General features: G+C 70.3%; 24 protein-coding genes and 1 tRNA gene. 14 read left to right on the top strand and 11 right to left on the bottom strand.

What is annotated here, in order from left to right; translation table 11 throughout:
• Positions 1-1,356, top strand: a complete 1,356-nt coding sequence (locus AB0H82_RS01615) for a VWA domain-containing protein (protein ID WP_362987575.1) — start codon at positions 1-3, stop codon at positions 1,354-1,356.
• A 120-nt stretch (positions 1,357-1,476) separates the two neighbouring features.
• Positions 1,477-3,165, top strand: coding sequence for an FHA domain-containing protein (locus AB0H82_RS01610; RefSeq protein WP_362987573.1), 1,689 nt, complete (start codon positions 1,477-1,479; stop codon positions 3,163-3,165).
• 44 nt (positions 3,166-3,209) lie between these two features.
• Here the strand turns inward: AB0H82_RS01610 and AB0H82_RS01605 are convergent, their stop codons facing one another.
• Complete coding sequence (locus tag AB0H82_RS01605) at positions 3,210-4,169, bottom strand: methyltransferase domain-containing protein (protein WP_362987571.1); 960 nt, start codon at positions 4,167-4,169, stop codon at positions 3,210-3,212.
• Positions 4,170-4,250: 81 nt separating this feature from the next.
• Here AB0H82_RS01605 and AB0H82_RS01600 point away from each other — a divergent pair, with 81 nt between their 5' ends.
• Positions 4,251-4,664, top strand: coding sequence for a globin (locus AB0H82_RS01600; RefSeq protein ID WP_362987569.1), 414 nt, complete (start codon positions 4,251-4,253; stop codon positions 4,662-4,664).
• 21 nt (positions 4,665-4,685) lie between these two features.
• On the opposite strand, the gene AB0H82_RS01595 is transcribed toward AB0H82_RS01600, so the two are convergent.
• The 6 genes from AB0H82_RS01595 to AB0H82_RS01570 all read right to left on the bottom strand — a co-directional run bounded on the left by AB0H82_RS01595 (position 4,686) and on the right by AB0H82_RS01570 (position 10,681).
• Positions 4,686-5,372, bottom strand: a complete 687-nt coding sequence (locus AB0H82_RS01595) for a hypothetical protein (protein ID WP_362987567.1) — start codon at positions 5,370-5,372, stop codon at positions 4,686-4,688.
• Positions 5,369-5,809: a thioesterase family protein gene (locus AB0H82_RS01590; RefSeq protein ID WP_362987566.1), complete on the bottom strand. Its 441-nt coding sequence runs from the start codon at positions 5,807-5,809 to the stop codon at positions 5,369-5,371. Before AB0H82_RS01590 ends, AB0H82_RS01595 begins: the two co-directional genes overlap by 4 nt.
• 7 nt (positions 5,810-5,816) lie before the next feature.
• Positions 5,817-7,481, bottom strand: coding sequence for an energy-dependent translational throttle protein EttA (ettA, locus tag AB0H82_RS01585; RefSeq protein WP_362987565.1), 1,665 nt, complete (start codon positions 7,479-7,481; stop codon positions 5,817-5,819).
• 248 nt (positions 7,482-7,729) lie between these two features.
• On the bottom strand, positions 7,730-8,191 hold the full coding sequence (locus AB0H82_RS01580; RefSeq protein ID WP_362987563.1) for a hypothetical protein: 462 nt from the start codon (positions 8,189-8,191) through the stop codon (positions 7,730-7,732).
• Positions 8,192-9,131: 940 nt separating this feature from the next.
• Positions 9,132-10,367 (bottom strand): helix-turn-helix transcriptional regulator, encoded by a 1,236-nt coding sequence (locus AB0H82_RS01575; RefSeq protein ID WP_362987561.1) that lies wholly within the window; start codon positions 10,365-10,367, stop codon positions 9,132-9,134.
• Positions 10,364-10,681 (bottom strand): antibiotic biosynthesis monooxygenase, encoded by a 318-nt coding sequence (locus AB0H82_RS01570; protein WP_362987559.1) that lies wholly within the window; start codon positions 10,679-10,681, stop codon positions 10,364-10,366. Before AB0H82_RS01570 ends, AB0H82_RS01575 begins: the two co-directional genes overlap by 4 nt.
• A 149-nt stretch (positions 10,682-10,830) precedes the next feature.
• Between AB0H82_RS01570 and AB0H82_RS01565 the strand changes: the two genes are divergently transcribed.
• The 10 genes from AB0H82_RS01565 to AB0H82_RS01520 all read left to right on the top strand — a co-directional run bounded on the left by AB0H82_RS01565 (position 10,831) and on the right by AB0H82_RS01520 (position 17,297).
• The gene (locus AB0H82_RS01565; protein ID WP_362987557.1) at positions 10,831-11,160 is read left to right on the top strand and encodes a hypothetical protein; all 330 of its coding nucleotides are present in this window, start codon (positions 10,831-10,833) and stop codon (positions 11,158-11,160) included.
• 2 nt (positions 11,161-11,162) lie between these two features.
• On the top strand, positions 11,163-12,506 hold the full coding sequence (locus AB0H82_RS01560; protein ID WP_362987555.1) for an FtsK/SpoIIIE domain-containing protein: 1,344 nt from the start codon (positions 11,163-11,165) through the stop codon (positions 12,504-12,506).
• Between the two features lie 88 nt (positions 12,507-12,594).
• Positions 12,595-12,756: a hypothetical protein gene (locus AB0H82_RS01555; RefSeq protein ID WP_362987553.1), complete on the top strand. Its 162-nt coding sequence runs from the start codon at positions 12,595-12,597 to the stop codon at positions 12,754-12,756.
• Positions 12,757-12,832: 76 nt separating this feature from the next.
• Positions 12,833-13,486 (top strand): DUF2637 domain-containing protein, encoded by a 654-nt coding sequence (locus tag AB0H82_RS01550; protein ID WP_362987551.1) that lies wholly within the window; start codon positions 12,833-12,835, stop codon positions 13,484-13,486.
• Between the two features lie 18 nt (positions 13,487-13,504).
• Positions 13,505-13,693, top strand: coding sequence for a mobile element transfer protein (locus AB0H82_RS01545; RefSeq protein WP_362987549.1), 189 nt, complete (start codon positions 13,505-13,507; stop codon positions 13,691-13,693).
• A 14-nt stretch (positions 13,694-13,707) separates the two neighbouring features.
• The gene (locus tag AB0H82_RS01540; protein ID WP_362987547.1) at positions 13,708-14,082 is read left to right on the top strand and encodes a hypothetical protein; all 375 of its coding nucleotides are present in this window, start codon (positions 13,708-13,710) and stop codon (positions 14,080-14,082) included.
• Between the two features lie 93 nt (positions 14,083-14,175).
• Entirely contained in the window at positions 14,176-14,355 is a 180-nt protein-coding gene (locus AB0H82_RS01535; RefSeq protein ID WP_362987545.1) for a hypothetical protein, read from the top strand.
• Between the two features lie 4 nt (positions 14,356-14,359).
• Complete coding sequence (locus AB0H82_RS01530; RefSeq protein ID WP_362987543.1) at positions 14,360-15,838, top strand: replication initiator; 1,479 nt, start codon at positions 14,360-14,362, stop codon at positions 15,836-15,838.
• 2 nt (positions 15,839-15,840) lie between these two features.
• Entirely contained in the window at positions 15,841-16,041 is a 201-nt protein-coding gene (locus AB0H82_RS01525; protein ID WP_362987541.1) for a helix-turn-helix domain-containing protein, read from the top strand.
• Positions 16,041-17,297, top strand: a complete 1,257-nt coding sequence (locus tag AB0H82_RS01520) for a site-specific integrase (RefSeq protein ID WP_362987539.1) — start codon at positions 16,041-16,043, stop codon at positions 17,295-17,297. Before AB0H82_RS01525 ends, AB0H82_RS01520 begins: the two co-directional genes overlap by 1 nt.
• 170 nt (positions 17,298-17,467) lie before the next feature.
• Here the strand turns inward: AB0H82_RS01520 and AB0H82_RS01515 are convergent, their stop codons facing one another.
• The 4 genes from AB0H82_RS01515 to AB0H82_RS01500 all read right to left on the bottom strand — a co-directional run bounded on the left by AB0H82_RS01515 (position 17,468) and on the right by AB0H82_RS01500 (position 23,319).
• Positions 17,468-18,880: a Cys-Gln thioester bond-forming surface protein gene (locus AB0H82_RS01515; RefSeq protein WP_362987538.1), complete on the bottom strand. Its 1,413-nt coding sequence runs from the start codon at positions 18,878-18,880 to the stop codon at positions 17,468-17,470.
• 271 nt (positions 18,881-19,151) lie between these two features.
• Positions 19,152-19,595 (bottom strand): single-stranded DNA-binding protein, encoded by a 444-nt coding sequence (locus tag AB0H82_RS01510; protein WP_362987535.1) that lies wholly within the window; start codon positions 19,593-19,595, stop codon positions 19,152-19,154.
• Between the two features lie 125 nt (positions 19,596-19,720).
• Positions 19,721-21,622 carry a GTPase gene (locus AB0H82_RS01505; RefSeq protein WP_362987533.1) on the bottom strand — a complete coding sequence of 634 codons (1,902 nt, stop codon included), beginning with the start codon at positions 21,620-21,622 and terminating at the stop codon, positions 19,721-19,723.
• Positions 21,623-21,627: 5 nt separating this feature from the next.
• On the bottom strand, positions 21,628-23,319 hold the full coding sequence (locus tag AB0H82_RS01500; protein ID WP_362987531.1) for a dynamin family protein: 1,692 nt from the start codon (positions 23,317-23,319) through the stop codon (positions 21,628-21,630).
• Positions 23,320-23,589: 270 nt separating this feature from the next.
• On the opposite strand from AB0H82_RS01500, the gene AB0H82_RS01495 reads away from it, so the two are divergent.
• Positions 23,590-23,662: transfer RNA gene (locus AB0H82_RS01495), tRNA-Arg, on the top strand.
• Positions 23,663-23,758 lie beyond the last annotated feature (96 nt).

The raw sequence follows: 23,758 nt of genomic DNA, 5'->3' as shown, positions 1-23,758 counted from the left end.
ATGGCCAATTTCTCGAAACCGAACGTGCCGCAGTTCTCGGTGGAGGTCTACCAGAACGAGTACCTCCCGGAGGGCGGCCGGGAGGTCAACGCCATCGCCACGGTCACGTCGACCGGTGGCGGGACGATCGGATCGGCGGTGCGCGCACCGCACCTGTACTCCGCGGGACAGAGCCCGGACGCCGCCGTGGCGATCATGGTCGACTGTTCCGGCTCGATGGACTACCCGCCGACGAAGATGCGGGGTGCGCGGGACGCCACGGCCGCCGCCATCGACGCGCTCCGCGACGGCGTGCACTTCGCGGTGATCGGCGGCACGCACATCGCCAAGGAGGTCTATCCGGGCGGCGGCCGCCTCGCGGTGGCGGGACCGCAGACCCGTGAGCAGGCCAAGCAGGCGCTGCGCAGGCTGAGCGCGGGCGGCGGCACGGCGATCGGCACCTGGCTGCGCCTCGCCGACCGGCTCCTGGCCTCCGCCGACATCGCCCCGTCCGCGGTGCGGCACGGCATCCTGCTCACCGACGGGCGCAACGAACACGAGTCGCCGGACGACCTCAAGGCCGCGCTCGACTCCTGCGTGGGCCGCTTCACCTGCGACGCCCGCGGCGTCGGCACGGACTGGGAGGTGAAGGAGGTCACAGGGATAGCCTCCGCGCTGCTCGGCACCGCCGACATCGTCGCCGACCCGGCCGGGCTCGCCGCCGACTTCACGCGGATGATGGAGACGGCGATGGGCAAGGAGGTCGCCGACGTCAGCCTGCGGCTGTGGACGCCGATGGGCGTGGAGATCAAGTTCGTCAAGCAAGTCGCGCCCCGCGTCGAGGAGTTGACGGACCGCCGCACGGAGTCGGGACCGCGCGCCGGGGACTACCCCACGGGGTCCTGGGGCGACGAGTCCCGCGACTACCACATCTGTGTGCAGGTGCCGGCCGCCGCGCTGGGCCAGGAGATGCTCGCGGCCCGCGTCTCGCTGGTCGTGCCGCAGGGGGACGGCAGCGCGCAGACGCTGTCGCAGGGCCTCGTGCGGGCGGTGTGGACGGACGACATGGCGGCCTCCACCTCGATGAATCCGCAGGTCGCGCACTACACCGGCCAGGCCGAACTGGCGCAAGTCATCCAGCAGGGACTGGACGCCCGCAAATCGGGAGATGTCGACGGGGCGACGGCCAAACTGGGCCGTGCCGTCCAGCTCGCGAGCGCCTCGGGCAACGCCGATACGGCGAAACTGCTTTCGAAGGTGGTGGACGTCGTGGATGCCGCGGCAGGTACTGTTCGATTGAAGGCGAAGGTCGCCGAGGCCGACGAGATGACACTTGAGACCCGGTCGACGAAAACTGTTCGCGTGAAGAAGCAGTAGCCGCTCGTGAAGCACTAGCCGCTCGCGGCGGAGCAGCAGCGCGGCGCTCCGGCGTCGCGGACGGTACAGAAGCAGTACGTACGGCCCTCGGGCCGGAGAAGGAGAGGGGGAAGCGCCGACATGCCGACCTGCCCGAACGGACACCAGTCGGGTTCCGACGACTGGTGCGAGGTCTGCGGTCACCGCATGGCCGGTGCCGTACCGCCGCCTCCCCCGCCGCCGCCCCCGGCCGGGTACGGCTATCCTCCGCCGCCGCCCGGCCAGGACCCCGGCTTCCCGCAGGCCGCGCCCGGTCGCCCGCATCTGGCCGCGGTGCCCGACCCGGCTCCTGAGGGACAGCTCTGCCCGCAGTGCCGCACGCCCCGCGAGGCGAACGCGCCGTTCTGCGAGGAGTGCCGCTGGAACTTCCTCACCAACACGGCGACGTCGTACACGCCCGCCGCGCCGAACCCGCCGCTGCCTGCCACGCACGGCGGCCCCGGCTCCGGTCCCGGGCGGGGCCCCGGCCCCGGCCCCGGAATGCCGTCGGGCCCCAACCCGCCGCAGCAGTTCCAGCAGCAGCCGCCGCCCGGCTACGAGTACCAGGGCTCGCGCCCCTCACAGGTCAACCGCCCCGCGGAACCGATCCCGCCGTTCGGGAATGGTGGGGGTCCCGGGGGGCTCGGTGGTCCCGGTGGCTCCGGTGGTCCTGGTGGCCCCGGTGGCGGCCAGCAGGGTCCGGGTCCGCAGGGGCCGGGGCCTCAGAGTGCCGGTCCCCAGGGTCCTGGCCCGCAGAATTCCGGTCCGCACGGGCCCGGTCCGCAGGGCCCCGGCCCCCAAAATTCCGGTCCGCACGGCCCCGGCCCGCAAGGCCCCGGCCCCCAGAATTCCGGTCCGCACGGTCCCGGTCCTCAGGGGCCTGGCCGGCAAGGACCCGGCCCGCAGGGCTCGGGCCCCCAGGGCCACGGCCAGCCGATCCCGGGCCAGCCCGGCCCGGGTCCGCAGGGCCACGGCCCCCAGGGACATGGCCCTCAGAGCCACGGTCAGCCGGGGCAGCCGGGTCCGCAGGGCCACGGTCAGCCGGGCCAGCCCGGCCCGCAGGGCCACGGTCAGCCCGGACACCAGCCCGGTGGTCAGCAGGGCCCGGGCCAGGCACCCCCCGGCGCCCCCCAGGCCTTCCAGCAGCCGGGCCCGCCCGCGCCCCCCGCGTTCCCGCAGGAGACGGGCGGCCCGCAGGGTCCGCCCCCGCCGCCCGGCCAGGGCGGCACCGGTGGCACCGGTGGCCCGTCGTTCGGTGGCGGGGACGACGACTGGGTGCTGTCGCCGCCCTCCTCGTCCCCCGCCCCGTCCCAGCAGGAGTCCTTCCAGCAGCAGGAGCCCTTCCAGCAAGGCGCCGCGCAGCCGCCGCAGGCCCAGCAGGGGCCCGGCACCTGGACGGTGACGATCGGTCCCGACCGCGAGTACTTCATGGCGATGATGCAGCGCAGCGGCCCCGAGGCGTCGGGGCTGAACCTGCCCGCGTACTCGCCCGAGCAGCAGCGCCCGCTGTCCGGCAACCAGATCAGCATCGGCCGCCGTCGGCACTCCACGGGCGACACCCCGGACATCGACCTGTCGGTGCCGCCGGAGGACCCGGGCGTCTCGCACCAGCACGCGGTCCTGGTCCAGCAGCCCGACGGCAGCTGGGCGGTCGTCGACCAGAACTCGACGAACGGCACCACGGTCAACGGCGGCGAGGACCCCATCCAGCCGTTCGTCCCCGTCCAGCTCCAGGACGGCGACCAGGTGCACGTGGGCGCCTGGACGACGATCACGATCCGCCGGGACTGAGACGAGACAAGGGCGGGACAGGGGCGAGCCGTCGGGGACGGCCGTCAGAGCGGCCAGACGTACGGCCCTTCGGGGTCGTCCAGCCAGGCCCATTCGTACGCCCCGCTCACCGTGATCCCGAAGCGCTCGCGCACCGGCCGCCCCTCGCGCTGCCACAGCGCGAGCGCTTCGTGCGGATCGAGGCTGCCCGCGGTCAGTTCCAGGAGGAAGCGGAACAGCTCGTTCTGCAGCGCTTTGCGCGGCAGTCCGCCGATGTGCTGCTCCTGCGGGGCCCTCGCGCCGCCGCCGCGCAGCGGCACGAAGTAGGCGGGCGTGTGCAGGAAGCGCCCCTCGGCGTGCTCCGTGTCCCGTACGGTCAGCGCGACCAGCCCCGTGGCCAGGGGCGCGAGGATGCGGGCGCCGGGGCGGCACTGGGCGAGCCAGTCCCCGGGCACCGAGCTCATGGTGCAGGTGGCGATGATCCGGTCGTAGGGCGCGCGCTCGGGGCAGCCGGCCGCGCCGTCGCCGGTCACCACGGCGGGGCGGTACCCGGCGGCCGTCAGGTGCCGCCGCGCGGACTCCGTGATCTCCGGGTCGAGGTCGACGGTCGTGACGTGGTCGTCGCCGAGGCGGTGGGCGAGCAGGGCGGCGTTGTAGCCGGTGCCGGCGCCGATCTCCAGTACGCTGTCGCCTTCGCGTACGTCCAGTTCGACGAGCATCTTCGCCATCAGGGACGGCTGGCTGCTGGACGAGACGAGTTCCCCGTCGCGCACCCGGGTGGCGAGCGGGGCGTCCGCGTAGGCGCCGCGCAGCCAGCGGGTACGGCGCCGGTCGTCGGGGTCCTCGCCCCACAGCCGCTCGTATCCGCCGACCACGCCCAGGTAGTAGTAGGGCACGAACAGGTGCCGCGGCACGGCCCTGAACGACTCCCGCCAGCCGGGGTCGTCCCGCCAGACCCCGCTCGCCTCGATCTCGCGCACGAGGGCGGTCCGGGCCTCGGCGAGCAGCACAGGATCGGGTTCCATGGGTCCACTGTGCTGCGCCGTCGCCGCCGATGCGAGGCGATGGTCCTAAGCCTTCCGTACTCGGCCGTCCCGTCTGAGACCATGGAACGCGTGAACGAGATCCCGCGCGGCACGCTTCAGGAGCAGACCTACTACGAACAGGTCGGCGGCGAGGAGACCTTCCGACGCCTGGTGCACCTCTTCTACCAGGGGGTCGCGGAGGACCCGCTGCTGCGACCGATGTACCCGGAGGAGGACCTGGGCCCCGCCGAGGAGCGCCTGGCGCTCTTCCTGATGCAGTACTGGGGCGGCCCCCGCACGTACAGCGACAACCGCGGCCACCCCCGGCTGCGCATGCGGCACGCGCCGTTCACGGTCGACAGGGCCGCGCACGACGCCTGGCTGAAGCACATGCGCGCGGCGGTGGACCAGCTCGGCCTCTCCGAGGAGCACGAGCGCACGCTCTGGAACTATCTGACGTACGCGGCGGCGTCCATGGTCAACTCCGAGGGCTGACCTCCGGCCCGGGAACAGCGGCTAGGCGGGTGTGACGGAGAGCCCCGAAGCACCCGCCCGGCGCACGACGACGGATCCATAGGCCGTACGCAACCGCAGCCACGCCCCGGACGACAGCAGCGCCAGCGCTTCTCCGCGCAGGAATCCCAGGGTCTGCGCCGCGTGCGCGGCCCGTACGGGCAGTTCCGTGTCGCCGACGGGCCGGGACCAGATCTCCCGCCCCACCCGGTCGAGTTCGGACCGCACCCGCCGCTCGGCGGGCAACTCCTCGACGCGGGACCGGAATTCGGCCACGGCCTGCTTGACCAGGGACCGCACCGCGTCCGGAGCCGGCAGCCCCGGCTCGGGCCGCCAGCCGCCGCGCGGCGGCAGCACGCCCGCCCACGGCGGCCCGGTGACGGCCTCCGGGACGCCGGCGATCCCCGCCGCCCCCGCGGATTCCGCCGCCTCACCGACGCGCTCCAGGAACTCACCGGCCGACACGGTGACGTCCAGCGCGGTGTCGAGCCCGTGTTCGTACGGCTTGGCGAGCCGCGCCGTCCGGACGACGAGCACCTCGAACGACGGCGGCCGCCCGAACACGGCGAGCGTGTCCCCGGCGGCCTGCAGCCGTACGGCGGCTGCCTTGTCGTAGTGGATCAGCCTGGCCAGGAAGGCGGCGAGGTCCGCCGCCTCCCCGGCATCGGCGAAGTGGAGCCGCGCGGTCATGCGGCGAGCGCCCCCGAGCCACTGTCGGCACCGTCGTCGACGTACTCCTGGAGGAACGACCTCTCCTCGGCGGTGATCCGCCGCGGCCGCTGCGCCTCCAGGTCGAAGGGCACGACGACGGTCGAGGCCCGCACATACACCTGGTCCGCGTCCTTGATCTCGTACGCGATGGTCAGCGACGCCGCACCGATCTTCGTCACCCACGACTCGACGGTGACCGGCTCGTGCCGGTGCACCAACGGCCGTACGTAGTCGATCTCGTGCCGGGCCACGACCGACCCGCCGGAGAACGACGGCGACCCGTCACCGGGCGCGAGACGGAACATGAAGTCGATGCGTGCCTCCTCCAGATACCGCAGGAAGACGACGTTGTTGACGTGCCCGAAGGCGTCCATGTCCGACCAGCGCAGCGGGCATTGGTATATGTGTCGAGCCACAGCCGCCTCAGCCTCGCGTGAGCTTCTTGTAGGTGGCGCGGTGCGGACGGGCCGCATCGGCGCCCAGGCGCTCGACCTTGTTCTTCTCGTACGACTCGAAGTTGCCCTCGAACCAGTACCACTTGGAGTCGCCCTCGTACGCCAGGATGTGCGTGGCCACTCGGTCCAGGAACCACCGGTCGTGGGAGATGACCACAGCCGCGCCCGGGAACTCCAGGAGCGCGTTCTCCAGCGAGGACAGGGTCTCGACGTCCAGGTCGTTCGTCGGCTCGTCGAGGAGGAGCAGGTTGCCGCCCTCCTTGAGGGTCAGCGCCAGGTTGAGGCGGTTGCGCTCACCGCCGGAGAGCACCCCGGCCGGCTTCTGCTGGTCCGGGCCCTTGAATCCAAAGGCGGAGACGTACGCCCGCGAGGGCATCTCGACCTGGCCGACGTTGATGTAGTCGAGCTCGTCGCTCACGACGGCCCAGAGGGTCTTCTTCGGGTCGATGTTGGCGCGGCCCTGGTCGACGTAGCTGACCTTGACCGTGTCACCGATCTTGATCTTGCCGGAGTCCGGCTGCTCCAGGCCCTGGATCATCTTGAACAGCGTGGTCTTGCCCGCGCCGTTCGGACCGATGATGCCGACGATGCCGTTGCGCGGCAGCGAGAAGCTGAGGTCGTCGACGAGGACCTTGTCACCGAAAGCCTTCGACAGGTTCTCGACCTCGACGACGATCGAACCCAGTCGCGGGCCCGGCGGGATCTGGATCTCCTCGAAGTCCAGCTTCCGCATCTTGTCCGCCTCGGCGGCCATCTCCTCGTACCGCGCCAGACGCGCCTTGGACTTGGCCTGCCGCCCCTTGGCGTTGGACCGCACCCACTCAAGCTCTTCCTTGAGCCGCTTGGCGCGCTTGGCGTCCTTCTGGCCCTCGACCTTGAGACGGGACTGCTTCTTCTCCAGGTACGTGGAGTAGTTGCCCTCGTAGGCGATGGCGCGGCCGCGGTCGAGCTCCAGGATCCACTGCGCGACGTTGTCCAGGAAGTACCGGTCGTGGGTGACGGCGATGACGCAACCCGCGTACTGCGCGAGGTGCTGCTCCAGCCAGTTCACCGACTCGGCGTCGAGGTGGTTGGTGGGCTCGTCGAGGAGCAGCAGGTCGGGCGCCTCGATGAGGAGCTTGCAGAGCGCGACACGGCGCTTCTCGCCACCGGAGAGGGTGGTGACGGGCCAGTCGCCGGGCGGGCAGCCGAGCGCGTCCATGGCCTGTTCGAGCTGGGCGTCCAGGTCCCACGCGTTGGCGTGGTCCAGGTCCTCCTGGAGCTTGCCCATCTCCTCCATGAGGTCGTCGGAGTAGTCGGTGGCCATGAGCTCGGCCACTTCGTTGAACCGCTTGAGCTTGCCCATGATCTCGGCGGCGCCGTCCTGGACGTTCTCCAGGACGGTCTTGGACTCGTCGAGCTGCGGCTCCTGCATGAGGATGCCGACGGTGTACCCCGGCGAGAGGAACGCGTCGCCGTTCGACGGCTGCTCCAGGCCGGCCATGATCTTCAGCACCGTGGACTTACCGGCGCCGTTGGGGCCCACGACACCGATCTTCGCGCCAGGAAGGAAGCTCAAGGTGACATCGTCGAGGATCACCTTGTCGCCGTGCGCCTTGCGCGTCTTGCGCATGGTGTAGATGTACTCAGCCAAGAGAAACCGTCCGGCAATCAGTGAGTGGGCAGATACACCCCATCTTGCCTGACGGCCACCCCCCGGAGGAAACCAGTATGGTCGGGGGCCCGTGACCTGTGCGTTCGCGAACAGCTTCCGTAGTTGATCTGTCACTGCTTGTCGTCGGTAGGTGCTCTTGAGCCACCTCGCACGGCCCACAGACGGCCCGGCGGTGTGCAGCTCTTCGCTGTGTCTGGCATGCCTGCGGCACGGCCATCCGGAAGAGGTCACACCTGCATGAGCTCCGACCGTAGCGCCTCCTCCATGGCTGTCAGCTTGCGCCAGACGTCGCCAAGCGGTGGCGGCCCAGGCGTTCGCTGTGCACGTGGCAAGATCCCCAGCTGGGCCATTAGCAGTGCTGCATGAGCCTCCTGCACAGCGGTTCTTGCAGGAAACCTAGCGATCAGTGCGACTTCAAGGCTCAGTTTGATCGCCTCGTCCCGAGTGTCAAAGAGCGCGTCCGAGCCCTCATCCCGCCAGATGCTTATCAGGGCATCGCGCCAGCCATACATAGCCATCAAGAGATCGCGATACAGCTCCCTTTTCTCGTTCACCCACCGGACCTCGGACTCATACGAGCGCTGCTCGCGGAAGAGCCGTAGTTGGCCGCGCTGAGCCAGCCATGCACCGCCGAAGCCCGTGACAGCACCGATGCTCGTGCCCAGCAGTCCTACAAGAGCTGCATCCATGCTGGATTCCTAGCAGGCCTCAGTTCTAGTTGGTGCCCGAACTACGTGGCTGGTGGAGCGGCTTTGGGCGGGAGCTGCTTTGGGGCGAGTGATCATGGCCCCTTAAGCTCATCGCGATTCGGGCAGTCAGTGGACCTGCCCGCAAGGTCCGAATCGGGGCCATGATCTTAGAGGCTCGCCCCAAAGTGGCTGCCTAAAGCCGTGGAGCCGACCGCCCCAGCCCCCACCGCCCCTCCCTACGGCGGCCTGGGGGTTCGGTCGATGCCTCAGCCGTGGCGCACCTGCTTTTGATCCCCAAAGCGTCTTGTAGGGGCCCGTGGCCAACCTTGCATTGCCGATCACCGGGGCGGTACCTGCTCGTGCCGGGACCTTGGCGCTGTGGGGCACAAGGACAGGGCGTTGGGGTGGGATGGGGAATCAGGCTCGATCCGGGGCATCGGCCCTCGGCGGGCCAGAGCGTGGAACAGGATCATCCCAAGGCATCGATAGGTGGTGGGGGCCGGGGGCCGGGGCGGCGCGGGCCGAAGGCAGGAGCGAAGCCCCGAGCCCCCGAGCCCCCACCGGCCCGCGTGTGGGCCGGTGGGGTGTGATCCCTGTAGCGGCGGCCGGAAGAGCTGTGGGGCCAGCGCTCCGGATGGCCGAAGGCCAAGAGACTCCCATCCCCTTCCCGGCAGGCCTGGGCCTTGGGCCTCGACGGGCCGAAGGTGCCGTGCCGCCGCTGTGGTGCTGACCTAGGGGAAGGTGGAGCGTGGGAGGGCTGTAGGCCCCCGTGCGGTAGTTAAGGGCGTCTGTTCATCTAAGGGTGCGCCACGGCTGAGGCATCGGCCGGACTTCACGGGTCGGAGCCCCCGGGAGCAAGGGCGGGACACCCTCCCCCGCCCATCGGGCGGGGCCTTGATGAGGTAGAGAAACTTGATGAGGTAGAGAAACTTGTAACAGCTCAGGGACGTGCGTCCGCCCGTTCGGCAAGCTCCTTCAGCTCCGGGGGCGCTGTGCGACCGGCGAAAAGAAGAAGGTCTCGGATTGTGTCCCTGGCTGCTACGTGGGTGTGGATCAGGTCGGGAGACAGTGCCTCCGCGTCCAGCAGCGCCCCCAAGGCTTCGCCGACTTGACGCCTCTGCCCATAAGCGCGGCCAAGATCCATGTTCAGTCGGGCTCGGCGCTCCAAGGACAGGGCAGACGTGTCTAGCGCAGTGCCGACCTCAATGGCTTCGCCAGCATCCCCAAGCTCGACTGCGATCGAGACGGCTTGGATCTCTACGTTGGTCGGCCCAAACTCCAGATTGAAGTCGTTCCGATCCTCCCCCAGTTTGGCGGCAACCTCTCGCGCTCTCTTCATCTCCTGCCGTGCCCGGGCCCGCTCTCCTGCTCTTGCGTGAATAAGAGCCAACGCTAGGTGCAGTGCCCCGATGACCGACAGCGCCTTGGGCTCTTCTGCGGCTTCGTCGTAGTGCCGTTCCAGCGCATTGAGGGCTGTGGTTGCGGAGTGTTCGGCCTGGTCAAGGTGCTTGAGCCGTACGAAAGCCTGAGACAGTCGGAAGACACTCGCAAACACGTCCAGGTGGTTACCCGACTGCTCGGCCGCTCGGATGGCACGGTCAGCCGCTACCCACGCGGCATCCGCCTCATCCTGTCGTACGAATGCTGCGGCGAGAGCCTGATAAGTCCGGCTCAGCAGACCCCAGAGCCTCCCTTGCTCACTCAGTGCGGAAGTCCGCGCGGCACGCTCGATTCGCGGCACTAGCGGCCCCAGCATTGAACTCAACTCCGCGAACTCGTTCGCGTGGGTCAATTCCCACACCCTGTCCACCGCGAGTTGCAGCTCCTCCACGTTGGCGGGTCCGGGGGTGGCTGGATCAAGAATGACCTCTGGAACGGGATGCCCCGAGATGACCAACCGGGCCTGGTCGAGATCGTTGGGAATCTCGACAGCGGGTTCCTCCACAGGCGCCTCCGCCGGTGCGTCGGCTCGCAACTCCTGTACGGAGACTCCGAGGCCATCCGCCAACAGGCGCAACACATCCAGTCGGTTGACCGGCTGGATGCCGCGTTCCACCTGGGATAGCCAACTTGCGGTGCGTCCGATCTCGGCCGCCAACTGCTTCTGAGTGAAGCCGCGCTCTTCGCGCAGACCAGCGACCCGTGCGCCGAAGGCTCGTCGCTCTTCTGGCGTCACGTCCACACCCCGGCTGAGCTTTGGCTCTGGACGAAGGTGACAGACAGTTCGGCCACGTACTTCTCCCGCTCTGCCAGGAAGCGGCGGGTGTGCTCCTGCTGCTCGTGCTGGTCAAACGCGGCTCGGTCGGCATACAGCTCGTAGAACAACCGGGTGTTGGGCTCGTCCGGCACTGCGTGAACGACGTAGAGAAGCGTGCCCGGCTCGTGCGCTCGGATGCCCTTCAGCGTCTCCTCTACCAGAGCATCGAAGGCTTTTGCCGCCTCTGCGTCGCGCAGCTCGAACCGGACGACGAGGCCGAAACCGCTGGTCATGTGGTCCTCCTTAAGTGTCACGTTCAGAGTCGCAGAGATGCAGCCGCACTGCTACTCGCAGAACTTCTTGACTCACAGTTTTTCTGCGCCTACTTTCGTAGAGAAGCTGCGACCCATGCTCTCGCTGGGTCTGACTCAAGGAGTGCTCTATGCCGTCCTTCAAGATCGATCTCTCGACTGCCATCGTGTTCGTGGCGACCGCGCCGGAGCCGAAGATGGTCAACAAGAAGACCGGGGAGCGGGCCGTGGACCGGGAGACCGGCGCGGGCATGTCGACCGTGGGCCTGTTGGTCTCGGACGAGGGAGAGGGCAACCTCTACCAGGTGACCGTGCCCGAAACGGGGATCCCGCAGGACCTGACGCCGGGCACGCCGGTCTCGGTGGTCGGCCTCAAGGCGCGTGACTGGGAGAACGAGTTCAACGGCCAGAAGCGGCACGGGATCAGCTTCCGTGCGGTCGCGATTACCGCGGGGTCCTGACCATGGACCTTGGAACCTGGTTACTGCTCGCCGTAGTCGCGGCCAGCGTCAGTGGACTCGCCTTCGCGAAGGCCTGTGCGCCGCGCGTGTACTGGTCACTGATCGGCCTGCCGCTGACCTGGGGCCGGTTCATCCTGACCTACCGGTCCACGATGGAGGTATGCGGGCTGACGGTGCAGCCCTCGGGCATGCGGGCGTTCATGACACGGAACCTGACCCGCCGGGAGGTCCGGCCTCAGCCTCCGAAGGTCCGCCGGGTGCGGCCCACCTCGACCGGACTGCGGATATTGCTACGACTTCCCGCGGGGCTGGAACCGGCGGATGTGGCGGCTTCCTCGGAACGGCTGCGGCACGCCTGGGGAGTCCGCTCGGTGATCGTGCGAGAGACCCGACCGGGCTTCGTCGAACTGCGGATGACCGGCTATGACGTGCTCAACCGGGTACGCATGCCGCGCCGCTCCAAGGCTGAGGGCCCGATGGTCGTCGCCGTCGCACTACGGGAGGACGGCTCGGTGTTCGCCCGGGACTATGCCAAGGTGCCGCACGGCCTGACGCTGGGCGCCAACCAGTCGGGGAAGTCGATGTACCAGCGCAATCTGGTGGCCGGGCTCGCGAAACTGCCGGTGGGCCTGGTCGGGATCGACTGCAAGCGCGGTGTGGAACAGAGCCGGTACGCGCCTCGCCTGTCGGCCCTGGCGACCACCCCGCAAGAAGCCGGGCAACTGCTGGATGTGCTGGTCTGCGAGATGGAAGACCGCTTCGACCTGCTCAGCCTGCACGGCGTCTCGGACCTGTGGGACCTCCCCGAACGGGTCCGGCCGGTGCCGCTGGTGGTCCTGGTCGACGAGGTAGCCGAACTCTTCCTGGTGGCCGCGAAGAGGGATGAGGAACGCCGGGACCGCATGGTCATGCAAATGGTTCGCCTTTCCCAGATGGCCCGGGCGATCGGCATCTACCTGGAGGTCTGCGGGCAGCGCTTCGGCTCCGAACTAGGCAGGGGCGCCACCACGCTCCGCGCCCAGCTCACCGGCCGCGTCGTCCATCGCGTCAATGACAAGCAGACCGGTGACATGGGTCTGGGTGATATCGCCCCCGAAGCGGTTCAGGCCGTGACGACGATCCCGCCGGACCGTCCCGGCGTCGCGGTGGCCGGGGACTCCTCCGGCGGCTGGTCCCGCATCCGCACCCCTGCCATGACCCCCGCTGAGGCTGCGGCCGTCTGCCAGGAGTTTGCTCACCTCACTCCTGAGCTGGCTTTCTTGGCCCCATTCCGGCCGGTCGTTCGTTCCGAGCCCGTACCGGAGCCCGCGACGCCGCGAGTCGCTCCGCGGCCGGTCACCGAGTAACGACCCCTCCCGCCTCCCCGGTCGGCGTGACCGCCTCACGCCAGGTCCCTACCCCACCCATGCCGCACGCCAGTTGGGAGATCACCTCATGGCCGCTCGCAGGCCCCGCGTGAAGAAGTGTCCGGACTGCAAGGGCAAAGGCGAGATCACCGAAGCCGTCCGGGTCGGCACCCGTAAGGGCCGCGCCACCACCGACGAACAAACCGCCTTGTGCACGACGTGCTGGGGCTCGGGCGAAGCCACCCAATGAAGCCTGCCGGGGCCGGGCGGCCGGACACGACGCCCCGCCCCACCCCCGGCTCAACCCCGCGGAAGGAGGTGAGGACATGACCCGCTCGATCCGTCTGGACGCGGTGCTCGTGCAAGCCGTGATCGCTGGTGCGTTGTCCTTCGCCCACCTGCATGACCTGGCCGCAGCCGCCGGACAGGACGGCTGGAAGGCCTGGGCCTACCCGATCTCGGTCGACCTGCTCTTGGTCGCCGCCTGGCGTCGGCTGCGTAGCGGTGGGCCGTCCCGGCTGGCCTGGTGCTGGTTCCTGGTCGCCCTGGTCGCCTCACTCGGCGCCAACGTCGCCACCGCCGGATTCCTCGACATGCAGCATCCCCCGGCCTGGTTGCGGTTCGGCGTCGCCGGATGGCCCGCGCTGGCCTTCCTCGGCGGCACACTCCTGGCCCACCCACCCATCCCCGCCGGGGACCGGGTGCCGGTTCCGCCGGCGCCCGCAGCCCCGTCCCCCGCACCCGACATTCCCTCCCCGGACCCGGCTCCGGAACCCGAAGAGATCCCTGTACCGGACCCGGCCCCGGCCTTGCCCGAAGCATCGGCTCCTGAGGTTCCTCCGGCGCTCATCGAGCACGCCCGCAAGGTCGCCACCGAGCACCACGCCCGGACCGGAAACCGGATCGACGCGGCCACCCTGCGCGCCCGCCTGGGCGTCCCGGAAGCACTCGCCACCACCATCGTCACGCAACTCGCCTGAGCTGAGAGGAGATCCACCATGCCCGTTCACCGCCGCTTCCGCGACGTCCGCCGGTTCGGTCCGGCGAAGGTCGCCACCTTCCACGACGGACGCGGCCACGACAGGCACTCCGCGGCCTGCACCGCGCCCCGCTGCGGCTTCTCCGCGGAATACCACGACCGCTCCGCCGCTGAGCTCGCCGCCCGTACGCACCGCTGCACGGTCTGACAAGGAGCAGTCCCATGCAACTGCCCGACGAACAGTTCCGCGCCGGACACATCCCCACCGAGCTCTACCAGCGCTGTCCGCCCGGCACCGATCCCAAGTCGATCGTGCTCGTGCAGGAAGCGCCCCGCTCCTACAAGGGCCCGATCCTGCTGACCCTGGTCATCACCGCGGGGACCGTGCTCATCCTGCTGGTGATTGCCTTCGTCGTCCAAGTCATCGCCGCATCGATCATCGCGGTCCTGTCGGCCACGTGCGGCCTGAGCTACACCCTCAATCGCAGCTCGAAGAGGGGCAGTGCCCGGCCGATCACCAAAGGCCGATCGCCCCGCCGACACCCGATCCGGCCCCGGCCCCGGCCCGCGCGGTCCAAGGCCCGCCGCTACAAGTAACGGCCCTCCGGGGCGGCCTCGGTCGCCAAACTTCCGCCGCCCCGGACGGCTCCACCACTTTCCTGATCAACGATCCGAAAGGGCTCCTCCATCATGCCGCAGCACGCCCCGAACCGTCCGGTCTGCCGCAACTGTGACGGCTTCCCCGTGGTGGCCATCACCACCGGCGACCGTCACCGCGACGGCTCCCGCGTGACCGTCCGCGCCACCTGCCGTACCTGCAACGGCACCGGCCACACCGCCCCGGCCACGCTCGCCAAGGCCGGTCGGTGATCGCATGACCGACACCGCCACCCTGGCGGGCCTCGACCCGGCCACCCTCACCGACGTGCTGAGGGTGGCCGCGGCCGACGGCTTCGACCGCTGGCAAGAGCAGATCCGCCGCACCGGGGGATGCGCCGACCCGATCCGGCTGACCGGCGGTACCAAGACCATCGACCCGGCCACCAAGACCGTCTTGCACGCCTACACCACCGACCACGAACCCGGCGGCATGCTCCGGGTGGCCTGCGGCAACCGCCGTGCCTCACGCTGCCCCTCCTGCGCCTGGACCTATGCGGGCGACACCTACCACCTGATCCGCGCCGGACTCGTCGGAGACCCGGCCAAGGGCACCCCACCCACCATCCGCGAACACCCCCGCGTCTTCGTCACCCTCACCGCCCCCAGTTTCGGCCCCGTCCACAACCGGCCCGGCAACCGGCCCTGCCGCTGCGGACAACACCACGGTGAAGACGCCCCGGAACTCGGCACCGCCCTGGATACGGCCACTTACGACTACGCGGGGGCGGTGCTGTGGAACAACCACGCCTCCGACCTGTGGCGCTACTTCACGATCTACCTCCGCCGCGAGATCGCACGCCGGGCCGGACTGACCCTGAAAGCCGCCCGCGAAGCCTGCCGGGTCTCCTTCGGCAAGGTCGCCGAGTACCAGAAGCGCGGGGCCGTGCACTTCCATGCCGTCATCCGCTTCGACGGTCCCGAAGGGCCCGACTCCCCGCCCCCGGCCTGGGCCACCCTCGCCCTGCTCGATGACGCGATCCGGGCCGCCGCGGCCCGCGTCCAGGTCGACGTGCCCCCGTCCGGTGACCAACCGGCCCGAACCCTGCGCTGGGGCACCCAGCTCGACGTGCAGCCCATCGGCGCCTTCGGCCACGGCGAAGACCTCACCGAACAGGCGGTGGCCTCCTACGTGGCCAAGTACGCCACCAAGGCCGCCGAAACGACCGGGACCGTGGACCGGTCCGTGTGCTGTCGAGCCTGCGGCGGTAGCGGGGGCTATCCGCACGTCCGCCGCACGGACGGCACGCCCGTCCTGTGCACCTCCTGCGAGGGCACCGGCATCGGCGCCGACCTGCGCACCCTCGACGTACCCGACCACGCACGCCGCCTCATACATGCCTGCGCCGACCTACATGCCGCCTACCCAGAACGCGGGCTCGCCCGCTGGGCTCACATGCTCGGCTTCCGGGGCCACTTCAGTACGAAGTCCCGCTACTACTCCACCACCCTCGGCGCCCTCCGACAGGTCCGCGCCGACTACCGCGCCGCACAGCAACGCGAAACCCTCGGCCTGCCCGACCCCGACGACCACCCCGAAGCGACCGTGCTCACCCTCGCCCACTGGACCTACGCTGGGCATGGCCACACCCCCGGTGAATCCTGGCTGGCCGCCAACATCCGCCGCGACATTGAACAGAACCGTGAACTGGCCCGCGAAGAGCAGGCCAATGGCGGTGCCGAGGGGGAGGAGTGACCATGGCGACTCCGCTTCCCCGCCGCTTCTTGACTCCTGACGACCTGGTGGAGATGTTCGAGCTGCCCAGCGTTGAGACGGTCTATCAATGGCGCCGTAAGCGTACGGGCCCCCGCGGCTTCCGCGTTGGTCGGCATCTCCGATTCGACCCCGACGACGTACGCGCCTGGGTGGACTCCCAGATCAAGGGGGCCGCTGCCTGATGGCCGGACACATCCAAGACCGCTGGTACAAGGTCGAAACGGGTCCTGACGGCCGTACCCGCAAGGTCAAGTCTGACCGCTACGGCACTGGTCTGCGGTACCGCGCCCGGTACGTAGGCCCCGACGGCACGGAACAGTCCAAGAGCTTCCCCGACCGGCAAAAGGGACTCGCCGAGAAGTGGTTGACGCGGGTCAAGGCCGACATGGACACGGGCCAGTTCATTGACCCGAAGGCCGGGCAGATCACGTTTCGTGAGTACGCCATGAAGTGGCTAGCGGGGTTGACCACAGACCTGGGCAGTCAGGAAGTCGTGGACAGGCGCATCCGGCTGCATGCGATTCCCTACCTGGGTACGCGGCCCATGGGTTCCTTCAAGCCCGAGCACATGCGCACCTGGTTGAACACGCTCACCTTGGCACTACCCAACGCCACGTACCGCCGGGCCATCTACGACTCGGTGTCGTCGCTGTTCAACGCTGCGGTTGATGACGGAGTGATCAGGGCCAATCCCTGCCACGCCCAATCGGTCAAGGCTCCCGAGCCTGAACCCCGGCTGATCCAGCCCTGGCCCGAAGAGCGGGTGTTCGCCGTTCGTGCGGGGCTGCCCGACCGGTATGCCGCCACGGTGGACGCGGGCGGTGGTTGCGGACTCCGCCAAGGAGAGGTGTTCGGCCTCGCTGAGGAGAACATCAACTTCGACACCGGCTGGGTGCACGTCCGCCAGCAGATCAAGCGCGTACGCGGCACGCTGGTCTTCGCTCCGCCTAAGCGGGGCAAGCTCCGGGATACGCCGCTCAGCCCTGTTGTGGCGACGGGGCTTCGCGAGCACATGGAGCGCTTCCCGCCGGTCGAAGTCGCCTTGCCGTGGAAGACGCCGGACGGGCCGTTGGTGACGCGAAGGCTCGTCTTCACCAGCGGTGTCGGAAAGGCCATCTGGCGCAGCTACTTCGATGACTACGTCTGGAAGCCCGCTCTGGCCTTCGCGGGCGTCATCCCGCCCAAGGGTCCCGGCGAGAAGCGCTATGCGGCCGCGCCGGACGACGGCATGCACGCCTTGCGGCACTTCTACGCCTCGGTGCTTCTGGATGCCGGTGAGAGCATCAAGGCGTTGAGTGTCTACCTGGGGCACTCCGATCCCGGCTTCACGCTGCGGATCTATACGCACCTGATGCCGAGCAGTGAGGCCCGGACGCGGACGGCCGTGTCCGCCGTCTTCCTGCGAAGGCCCGCTCTGGTCCTCGCCTCGGCGGCCTGACGGCCCACAGACGGCCCATGGCCCGCACTTGGCCCCTGGTTAGCGGTTCTGCCGCTGGTCAGGGGCCAGTTGCATGATCGGGCTCGGCAAAAACACCCCATCTTGCCTGACGTCCACCCCCCGGCGGAAACCGGATGGTTGTCCGCCGGGACTGCGGGGCCGCCGGTGCCTCACTCCTCCGGCGAGGTGGAGGGGGCCGCCGCTCGGGCCGGGTCGTCCTTCTTGCGGAGGAGGAAGACCGCTGCGCCGCCCAGCACGACGAGTGTCACGGCGATGCCGAGGATCATCGGGGTGTTGGTGGAGCTGCCGGTCTCGGCCAGGTCGCCGCCGCCGGAGGTGCCGCCCGCCGACGCGGGGCTCGGCTCGGAGACGGGCTGGGCCTTGGTGCCTGTCGTGTCGCCGGCCGTCCGGCAGTCGAGCACGCCCTTGAAGCGGTTCTCGACGCCGTTCGGCCCCTTGATCGTGAAGTCGTAGGGCTGGTCCTCCTGCAGCGGGATCGTCACGGTCTGTGAGGAGTCCGCCTTGATCGTGTGCTTGAAGCCCATCAGGCGGAAGGTGAAGGGCTTGTCGCCCTTGTTGACCGCGGTGATGTCGATGCCGCTCTCGGCGCAGTTCTTCTCCGCGGAGAGCGCGGGCAGCGCGCCCTCGGCGGCCCAGTCCGCGGTCGCCGTCGCGGACACCGTCGATTCGCTGGAGCCCGCGAGTATCTGCGTCTGGCTCCTGGTCTCGGAGGCGAAGGCCCGGCCGACCGGCACGGTGGTCGACGCCTGCACGGAGAGTGCGGCCGAACCGTCCGGCGCGTCCTTCGGGACGTCGAAGTAGAGGCGGCTGCCGTCGCCGGCGGACTGCACCGCCTTGCCGTTCTTGGCGACGACCTTCACGCCGCTCGCCGCGGAGTCCGCGGGCTGCGTCACCGTCACCGACTCGGCGTCGGTCCGCACGGTGACCGGGCCGAGCCGCTCCCCCGCACGCCCCGACACGGCGGGCGGCTCCAGCGTCAGCGAGGCCTTGGGCTCCGCGCTGCCGCGCGCGCTCTTGTACAGGTAGTCGGCGAGTTTCTCGGCCTGCGGGTCGAGGGCGTCGACCTCGGCGCCGTCGGAGTACCGCCAGATCGCCACCTGGGTGCCGGCCGCGGCGGTCTGCTCGGTGAGGGAGCCCACGCCCGCCTTGCGGGCCAGCGCCGCGAGGTCGTTCACCTGCGGGTAGGAGTGCTGCAGGATCCAGCGGATCTTGCCCGCGTCACGGTTGCCGTTCAGCGAGGTGCCGCTCCAGGGGGTCTCCTGGTACTTGGCGTCCTTCTGCGTGGGGTTCAGGATGTCGATGCAGTACGTCTGCAGGGTGCCGCCGCCCTCCACGGACATCTCGAAGAGTCCGGCGGGCACCTGCTGCGAGCTGCCGTTGTCACGGACGACCGCCTGGTCGTACGTCTGCAGCCCGCCCAGCGTCGCGATCGCGCCGCCCCGGTGCTGTGGCACCTCTTCCGCCGCGGCCGGGCCCGCGAGGGCGACTCCGCCCGCCACGGCCAGGCCCGCCGACACGGTCACCGCGGCGAACCGAACGACGCGTCGGCTACGTATGGACAACGCAGAAAACACTGAATTCCCCTCCGGGCGGGACCCGTTCACAACGTGGGGGGTGGTCCCGCCAGCAGACTGAAAGGGGCAGGAGCGCCTGCCACCTGCGTGGCATCTCCTGCCGACTGCCCCGTGAGCTACGTCCGGCATCCTAAGGAAGCGGTGGATCACGAACCCCACGCATCTCATGGGACAGCGGATCCGACTCGGAATCGTTATCCCCAACAACCGCTCCGAGCTGGGCTTATCGACAAATCAACGCCATCGGTTCGCCGATCCGTCACCCCGTCGGCGCCGGCTCCTTCTCCCGTTCCCCGGCGGTGCGTTCGTCCCGACCGGTCGTCGGTTCCGTCAGCGTCGGGTTGGCCCGGCCCACCCGGCGGAACGCGGCGGTGCCGCGCGACAGATCGTGTCCGACGGCCACCGCCTCGATGTCCGCCGACGTCCAGTGCTGCCCGCCCCGCTCCTCGTCGCGGACCTTCAACCGGCCCTGCACGATGACCGGTTCACCCACGGACACCGATCCCTGCACGTTCGTGCCGAGCGCCCGCCAGGCCCAGACCGTGAAGAAATTGGTGTGTCCGTCGTTCCACGTGTTCTTCGCGGCGTCGAAGTACCGCGACGTCACCGCGAGCCGGAACCGCGCCACCGGTCCCGACGGCAGCTCCCGGTACACCGGAGTCGTCGCCACGTTCCCCACCACCGTCACCAAGGTCTCGTTCATCGTCGAACCTCTCCCCCGCTCGTCCGTGTCCGCCGCCGCGCTCTCACGGCCGCGATCTCAGACTGCACCGGTCCCGCCGATCCCGCTGAGCCCTGTGGGCAACCACCCGGTTGTGGAAAACTCCGTCACCCCATCGAGGAACGCGCCCCCGTCACCCGCACGTACTGCTCCCTGACCTCGCGATACCGCAGCAGCTCCGCCGCCACCGGATCGAGGACTCTCGCCCGCCCGCATCCGGCGGCCGCATCCCGCAGCCGCCGTTCCGCGTCGTAGCCGTACCGGCGCGCGGGCCCCCGCGCCGCCATCCGGCTCAGCCACTCCACGCACGGGCCGCCCACGATCCCCGCCAGCATCAGCAGCACCGGCACACCCAGGTTCGGCGCGGCGATCCCGATGATCTGCCCCACCAGCCAGAGCCCGCCCACGATCTGGAGCAGCGTCATCGCCGCCTGGGCGAGGACCGCGACCGGCCACCAGCCGGGCCGCGGCGGCCGCCCGGTCGGCACGCCCGCCGTCACCGCCAGCTCGTCGAGCGCCTCCGGCAGCCCTTCGGCGCCGCGCACCGCCGCCTCCCGCACCGCCTGGCCCCAGGGCGCGGGCAGGCCCGTCGCCGCCTGGTCGGCGACCGTGCGCACGGCCTGCTCCACGCGCTGACGCGCCGTCGCCTCCTCGTCGGTGGGGACGTGGGCGGTCGGCGTCAGGACGCCCTGCGGGGAGCGCCGGGCCTCGTACAGGCGCCACAGCCGCAGCCAGGGGTCGCCGCACGCCTTGCCCGCGTGTCTGCGCCAGGCGCGCTCCGCCGCGTCCCCGGCGGCGGTGGCGCCGACCGCTTCCGCGAGCTGGTCGGCGAACTCGTCGCGCGCCTCCTCGCTGAGCCCGATCCGCCCGCGGTTCCGGCCGCCGCGCGCCTCCGAGACGTACACCGGACGCAGCCGTTCCGCGGCGGCGTCCAGGTCCGCGGAGATGCGGCGGGCCGCCGCGCCGCGCTCCTGGGTGAACTGGCCGAGCGTCTCGCGCAGTTCGCCCATTCCCGCGCCGGTCAGCGCGGAGATCGCGAGCACTGTGGCGCCCGGTTCCCCGTGCTCGCCGAGCGCGACGCCGTCCTCGTCGAGGAGCCGCCGCAGATCGTCGAGGACCTGGTCGGCGGCGTCTCCGGGGAGGCGGTCGATCTGGTTGAGCACCACGAAGGTGACTTCGGCGTGCCCGGCCATGGGCCGCAGATAGCGTTCGTGGAGCATCGCGTCGGCGTACTTCTCGGGGTCGACGACCCAGATGACGGCGTCGACGAGGGCCAGGATGCGGTCGACCTGCTCGCGGTGCTCGCCGACCGCCGAGTCGTGGTCGGGCAGGTCGATGAGTACGAGGCCCTGGAGTTCGTCGGCGCCGGGACCCTGGAGCGGCCGGCGGCGCAGCCTCCCGGGGATCCCGAGCCGGTCGAGGAGCCCCGCCGCACCGTCCGTCCAGCTGCATCCGATGGGTGCGGCCGTGGTGGGCCTGCGCACGCCGGTGTCGGAGATCATCACACCGGCGAGTGAGTTGAAGAGCGTGGACTTGCCGCTTCCGGTGGCGCCCGCGATGGCGACGACGGTGTGCCGTTCGGAGAGCCTGCGCCGGGCGGCCGCTTCGTCCAGGATCCGGCCGGCCTCGGCGAGCGTGCCGCTGTCGAGGCGGGTGCGGGAGAGCCCGACGAGTTCGCGGAGCGCGTCGAGCCGGGCGCGCAGGGGTGCTTCATAAGAAGTGGGGGTGCTTGAGGGGGCGTACGAGCGGATTCCCGTGTCGGCGCCGGTGCCAGTACCGGTGCTGATGCTGGTGCCGCTGCGGGTACCGGTACTCGTACTCGTACCGCTGTCCGCGCCCGTGCGGGAGCCCCGTGAGCCGCCCGCAACGCGCCGCGCGATCAGTCCGTCGTCCCAGGCCCTTTCCCCCCCGCCCTCGCTGCCGGGGGACTCCTTGCGCCTCTCGTGGTCGGTCCGGTCGCCGGGGCCGGGGTGATCGGCGCGATCGGCGTGATCAGTGACAGCGGTCACCGCGGTCACCTCTCCTTCTGCAGTACGGACAGGGCGGCAATGAGCTCCGCCTGGGGTTCGGAGTGCACTTCGAGGGCGTCGAGAGGGGCGAGCCTCCGCTCCCGTTCGGCGGCGAGGACCTTCTCCAGGTACTCGGTCAGCAGGCGCCCGCCGCGGTCGAGGAGCCGGACCGCACCCTGGGCGCCGATCCGCTCGGCGAGTACCTCGCCGGCCGAACGCGCCCGGCGCCCGCCGAGCAGCGCCGTGGCGAGCAGCGCGGCGACGACTTCGGGGTCGGGAAGGGCGTTCTTGTCGACCCTTTCCAGCCCGCGCACCTCGTCCTCGGCGTACTCCTCCAGGACGCGCCGCCATCTGCGGACGGCCATCCCGATGCGGTGTTCGGCGCTCTCCGCCTCCGGGTCGCGGTCGGCGAGGCCCGGGGCGCCCGCGGCAGGTTCGCGCCGCCAGGCCTCGTCGATGCGCTCGTCGGCGGCGGTGACGGCGCACAGCAGCAGCGCTTCCAGGCTCTCGGCGATGGCGTCGAGGAGTTCCCCGGCCCCGCAGTCGAGCGGGTAGCTGCGCCACCGCTTCAGGGCGCCACCGGCCAGCACACCGCCCGCCTGGAGCCGCCGGTGCACGCGCGCGTGCTCGTTCTCGTACGCGTCGTCGACGGCGGAGGTGAGCCGCAGCGCGGCGGCGTGCTGGGCGGCGACGGCGCTCGCCAGTTCCGGCAGCCGGGAGTCGAGGGACCGCAGGACGCCCCGTGCGGTGCGTGCGACGGCCTGGGCGCGGGCCGTGGGTTCCTGGACGCGGTGGGTGAGCCAGGCGCGCAGGGGGGCGACGGCGGTGGCGGGGAGCAGCCCGCCGCCGCCCGCGGACTCGGGCAGCTCGGGCACGGTGAAGCGCGGCACGTCGCCGAGGCCCGCCCTGGCGAGCAGCGCCCCGTACTGCCGTGACACCTCGGTCACCACTTGGTGCGGCACGCGGTCGAGGACCGTGACGAGGGTGGCGTCGTGCTCCTTGGCGGTACGCAGCAGATGCCAGGGCACGGCGTCGGCGTACCGCGAGGCGGTGGTGACCATGACCCACACGTCGGCCGCGGAGATCAGTTCGGCGGCGAGGACGCGGTTGTCGGCGGCGAGCGCGTCGATGTCGGGGGCGTCGAGGAGGGCGAGGCCGCGTGGCATGCTGTGCGCGGTCTCGATCCGCAGGGCCCGCTCGTCCTCGCCGACGAGCGCCTGTACGTCCTCTTCGCCGTCGCCCTCGTCGTCCCCGTCGCCGCCCTCCCCGGGGTCCTGCCGGGGCACCCACACGCGCGTGAGGTCGGGCAGGATCCGCATCCCCGAGAACCAGTGGTGATCGTCCGGGTGGCACACGAGCACCGGCGTACGCGTGGTGGGCCGCAGCACACCCGCCTCGCTGACCTGCCGCCCCACCAGGGAGTTCACGAGGGTGGACTTGCCGGCGCCGGTGGATCCGCCGATGACGGCGAGCAGGGGCGCTTCGGGTGCCCTGAGCCGGGGCACCAGATAGTCATCGAGCTGTGCCAGCAACTCGTCCCGGTTGGCACGCGCGCGTGGCGCCCCTGGCAGGGGGAGCGGAAAGCGTGCGGCGGCTACACGCTCGCGCAGGGCGGAGAGTGCGTCAAGCAATTGAGGCCGTACGTCCAAGGTCACCACATGCGAAGAATGCCCAATTTTGGCGGCTTTCTGAAGCATATGGGCGTCTCTGCGCGCCGATCGGACACAGGGGATGGAAGGGGCGACTGGGGCGCAGGCATAACGAGTGCACAACACCCGGGGCGCGAGACGCCAAAAGCGATGCGAGATTCGCACCTGCCTGCGATTATCAGGACCGCTTCACCGAACCTCCACATCACGGCGCGGAGGCGAAGCACCAGGGACAGGGCCCCGGGAGCCCTATCCTTGTCCCCGGCAAGGTCACGGATCACCCCCACATCCGAACCCCCTGCCACCCGGCCACACCCGGCCCCCGTAGCTCAGTGGATAGAGCAGGCGCCTTCTAAGCGCTTGGCCGCAGGTTCGAGTCCTGCCGGGGGCGCACATGGCCTCTCACCTGCGGAAACGCGTGAGGGGCTTCTTCATGTCCGGGGGCACGTCGCTGCGACAGCAAGCGCCTCCGCGCGGCGGCCCGACC

Origin of the sequence: Streptomyces sp. NPDC050732 (assembly GCF_040654255.1) — a bacterium.
Lineage (GTDB): Bacteria > Actinomycetota > Actinomycetes > Streptomycetales > Streptomycetaceae > Streptomyces.
Note: the sequence above shows the minus strand (reverse complement) of the source record. Positions and strands in the feature narration are given on the sequence as shown.

Coding starts and splice junctions, on each gene's coding strand:
- AB0H82_RS01545 (WP_362987549.1), top strand. CDS start 13,505: ATGCCCGTTCACCGCCGCTTCCGCGACGTCCGCCGGTTCGGTCCGGCG.
- AB0H82_RS01580 (WP_362987563.1), bottom strand. CDS start 8,191: ATGGATGCAGCTCTTGTAGGACTGCTGGGCACGAGCATCGGTGCTGTC.
- AB0H82_RS01610 (WP_362987573.1), top strand. CDS start 1,477: ATGCCGACCTGCCCGAACGGACACCAGTCGGGTTCCGACGACTGGTGC.
- AB0H82_RS01560 (WP_362987555.1), top strand. CDS start 11,163: ATGGACCTTGGAACCTGGTTACTGCTCGCCGTAGTCGCGGCCAGCGTC.
- AB0H82_RS01550 (WP_362987551.1), top strand. CDS start 12,833: ATGACCCGCTCGATCCGTCTGGACGCGGTGCTCGTGCAAGCCGTGATC.
- AB0H82_RS01520 (WP_362987539.1), top strand. CDS start 16,041: ATGGCCGGACACATCCAAGACCGCTGGTACAAGGTCGAAACGGGTCCT.
- AB0H82_RS01510 (WP_362987535.1), bottom strand. CDS start 19,595: ATGAACGAGACCTTGGTGACGGTGGTGGGGAACGTGGCGACGACTCCG.
- AB0H82_RS01555 (WP_362987553.1), top strand. CDS start 12,595: ATGGCCGCTCGCAGGCCCCGCGTGAAGAAGTGTCCGGACTGCAAGGGC.
- AB0H82_RS01500 (WP_362987531.1), bottom strand. CDS start 23,319: ATGCTTCAGAAAGCCGCCAAAATTGGGCATTCTTCGCATGTGGTGACC.
- AB0H82_RS01530 (WP_362987543.1), top strand. CDS start 14,360: ATGACCGACACCGCCACCCTGGCGGGCCTCGACCCGGCCACCCTCACC.
- AB0H82_RS01615 (WP_362987575.1), top strand. CDS start 1: ATGGCCAATTTCTCGAAACCGAACGTGCCGCAGTTCTCGGTGGAGGTC.
- AB0H82_RS01535 (WP_362987545.1), top strand. CDS start 14,176: ATGCCGCAGCACGCCCCGAACCGTCCGGTCTGCCGCAACTGTGACGGC.
- AB0H82_RS01605 (WP_362987571.1), bottom strand. CDS start 4,169: ATGGAACCCGATCCTGTGCTGCTCGCCGAGGCCCGGACCGCCCTCGTG.
- AB0H82_RS01540 (WP_362987547.1), top strand. CDS start 13,708: ATGCAACTGCCCGACGAACAGTTCCGCGCCGGACACATCCCCACCGAG.
- AB0H82_RS01600 (WP_362987569.1), top strand. CDS start 4,251: ATGGAACGCGTGAACGAGATCCCGCGCGGCACGCTTCAGGAGCAGACC.
- AB0H82_RS01595 (WP_362987567.1), bottom strand. CDS start 5,372: ATGACCGCGCGGCTCCACTTCGCCGATGCCGGGGAGGCGGCGGACCTC.
- AB0H82_RS01570 (WP_362987559.1), bottom strand. CDS start 10,681: ATGACCAGCGGTTTCGGCCTCGTCGTCCGGTTCGAGCTGCGCGACGCA.
- AB0H82_RS01565 (WP_362987557.1), top strand. CDS start 10,831: ATGCCGTCCTTCAAGATCGATCTCTCGACTGCCATCGTGTTCGTGGCG.
- AB0H82_RS01525 (WP_362987541.1), top strand. CDS start 15,841: ATGGCGACTCCGCTTCCCCGCCGCTTCTTGACTCCTGACGACCTGGTG.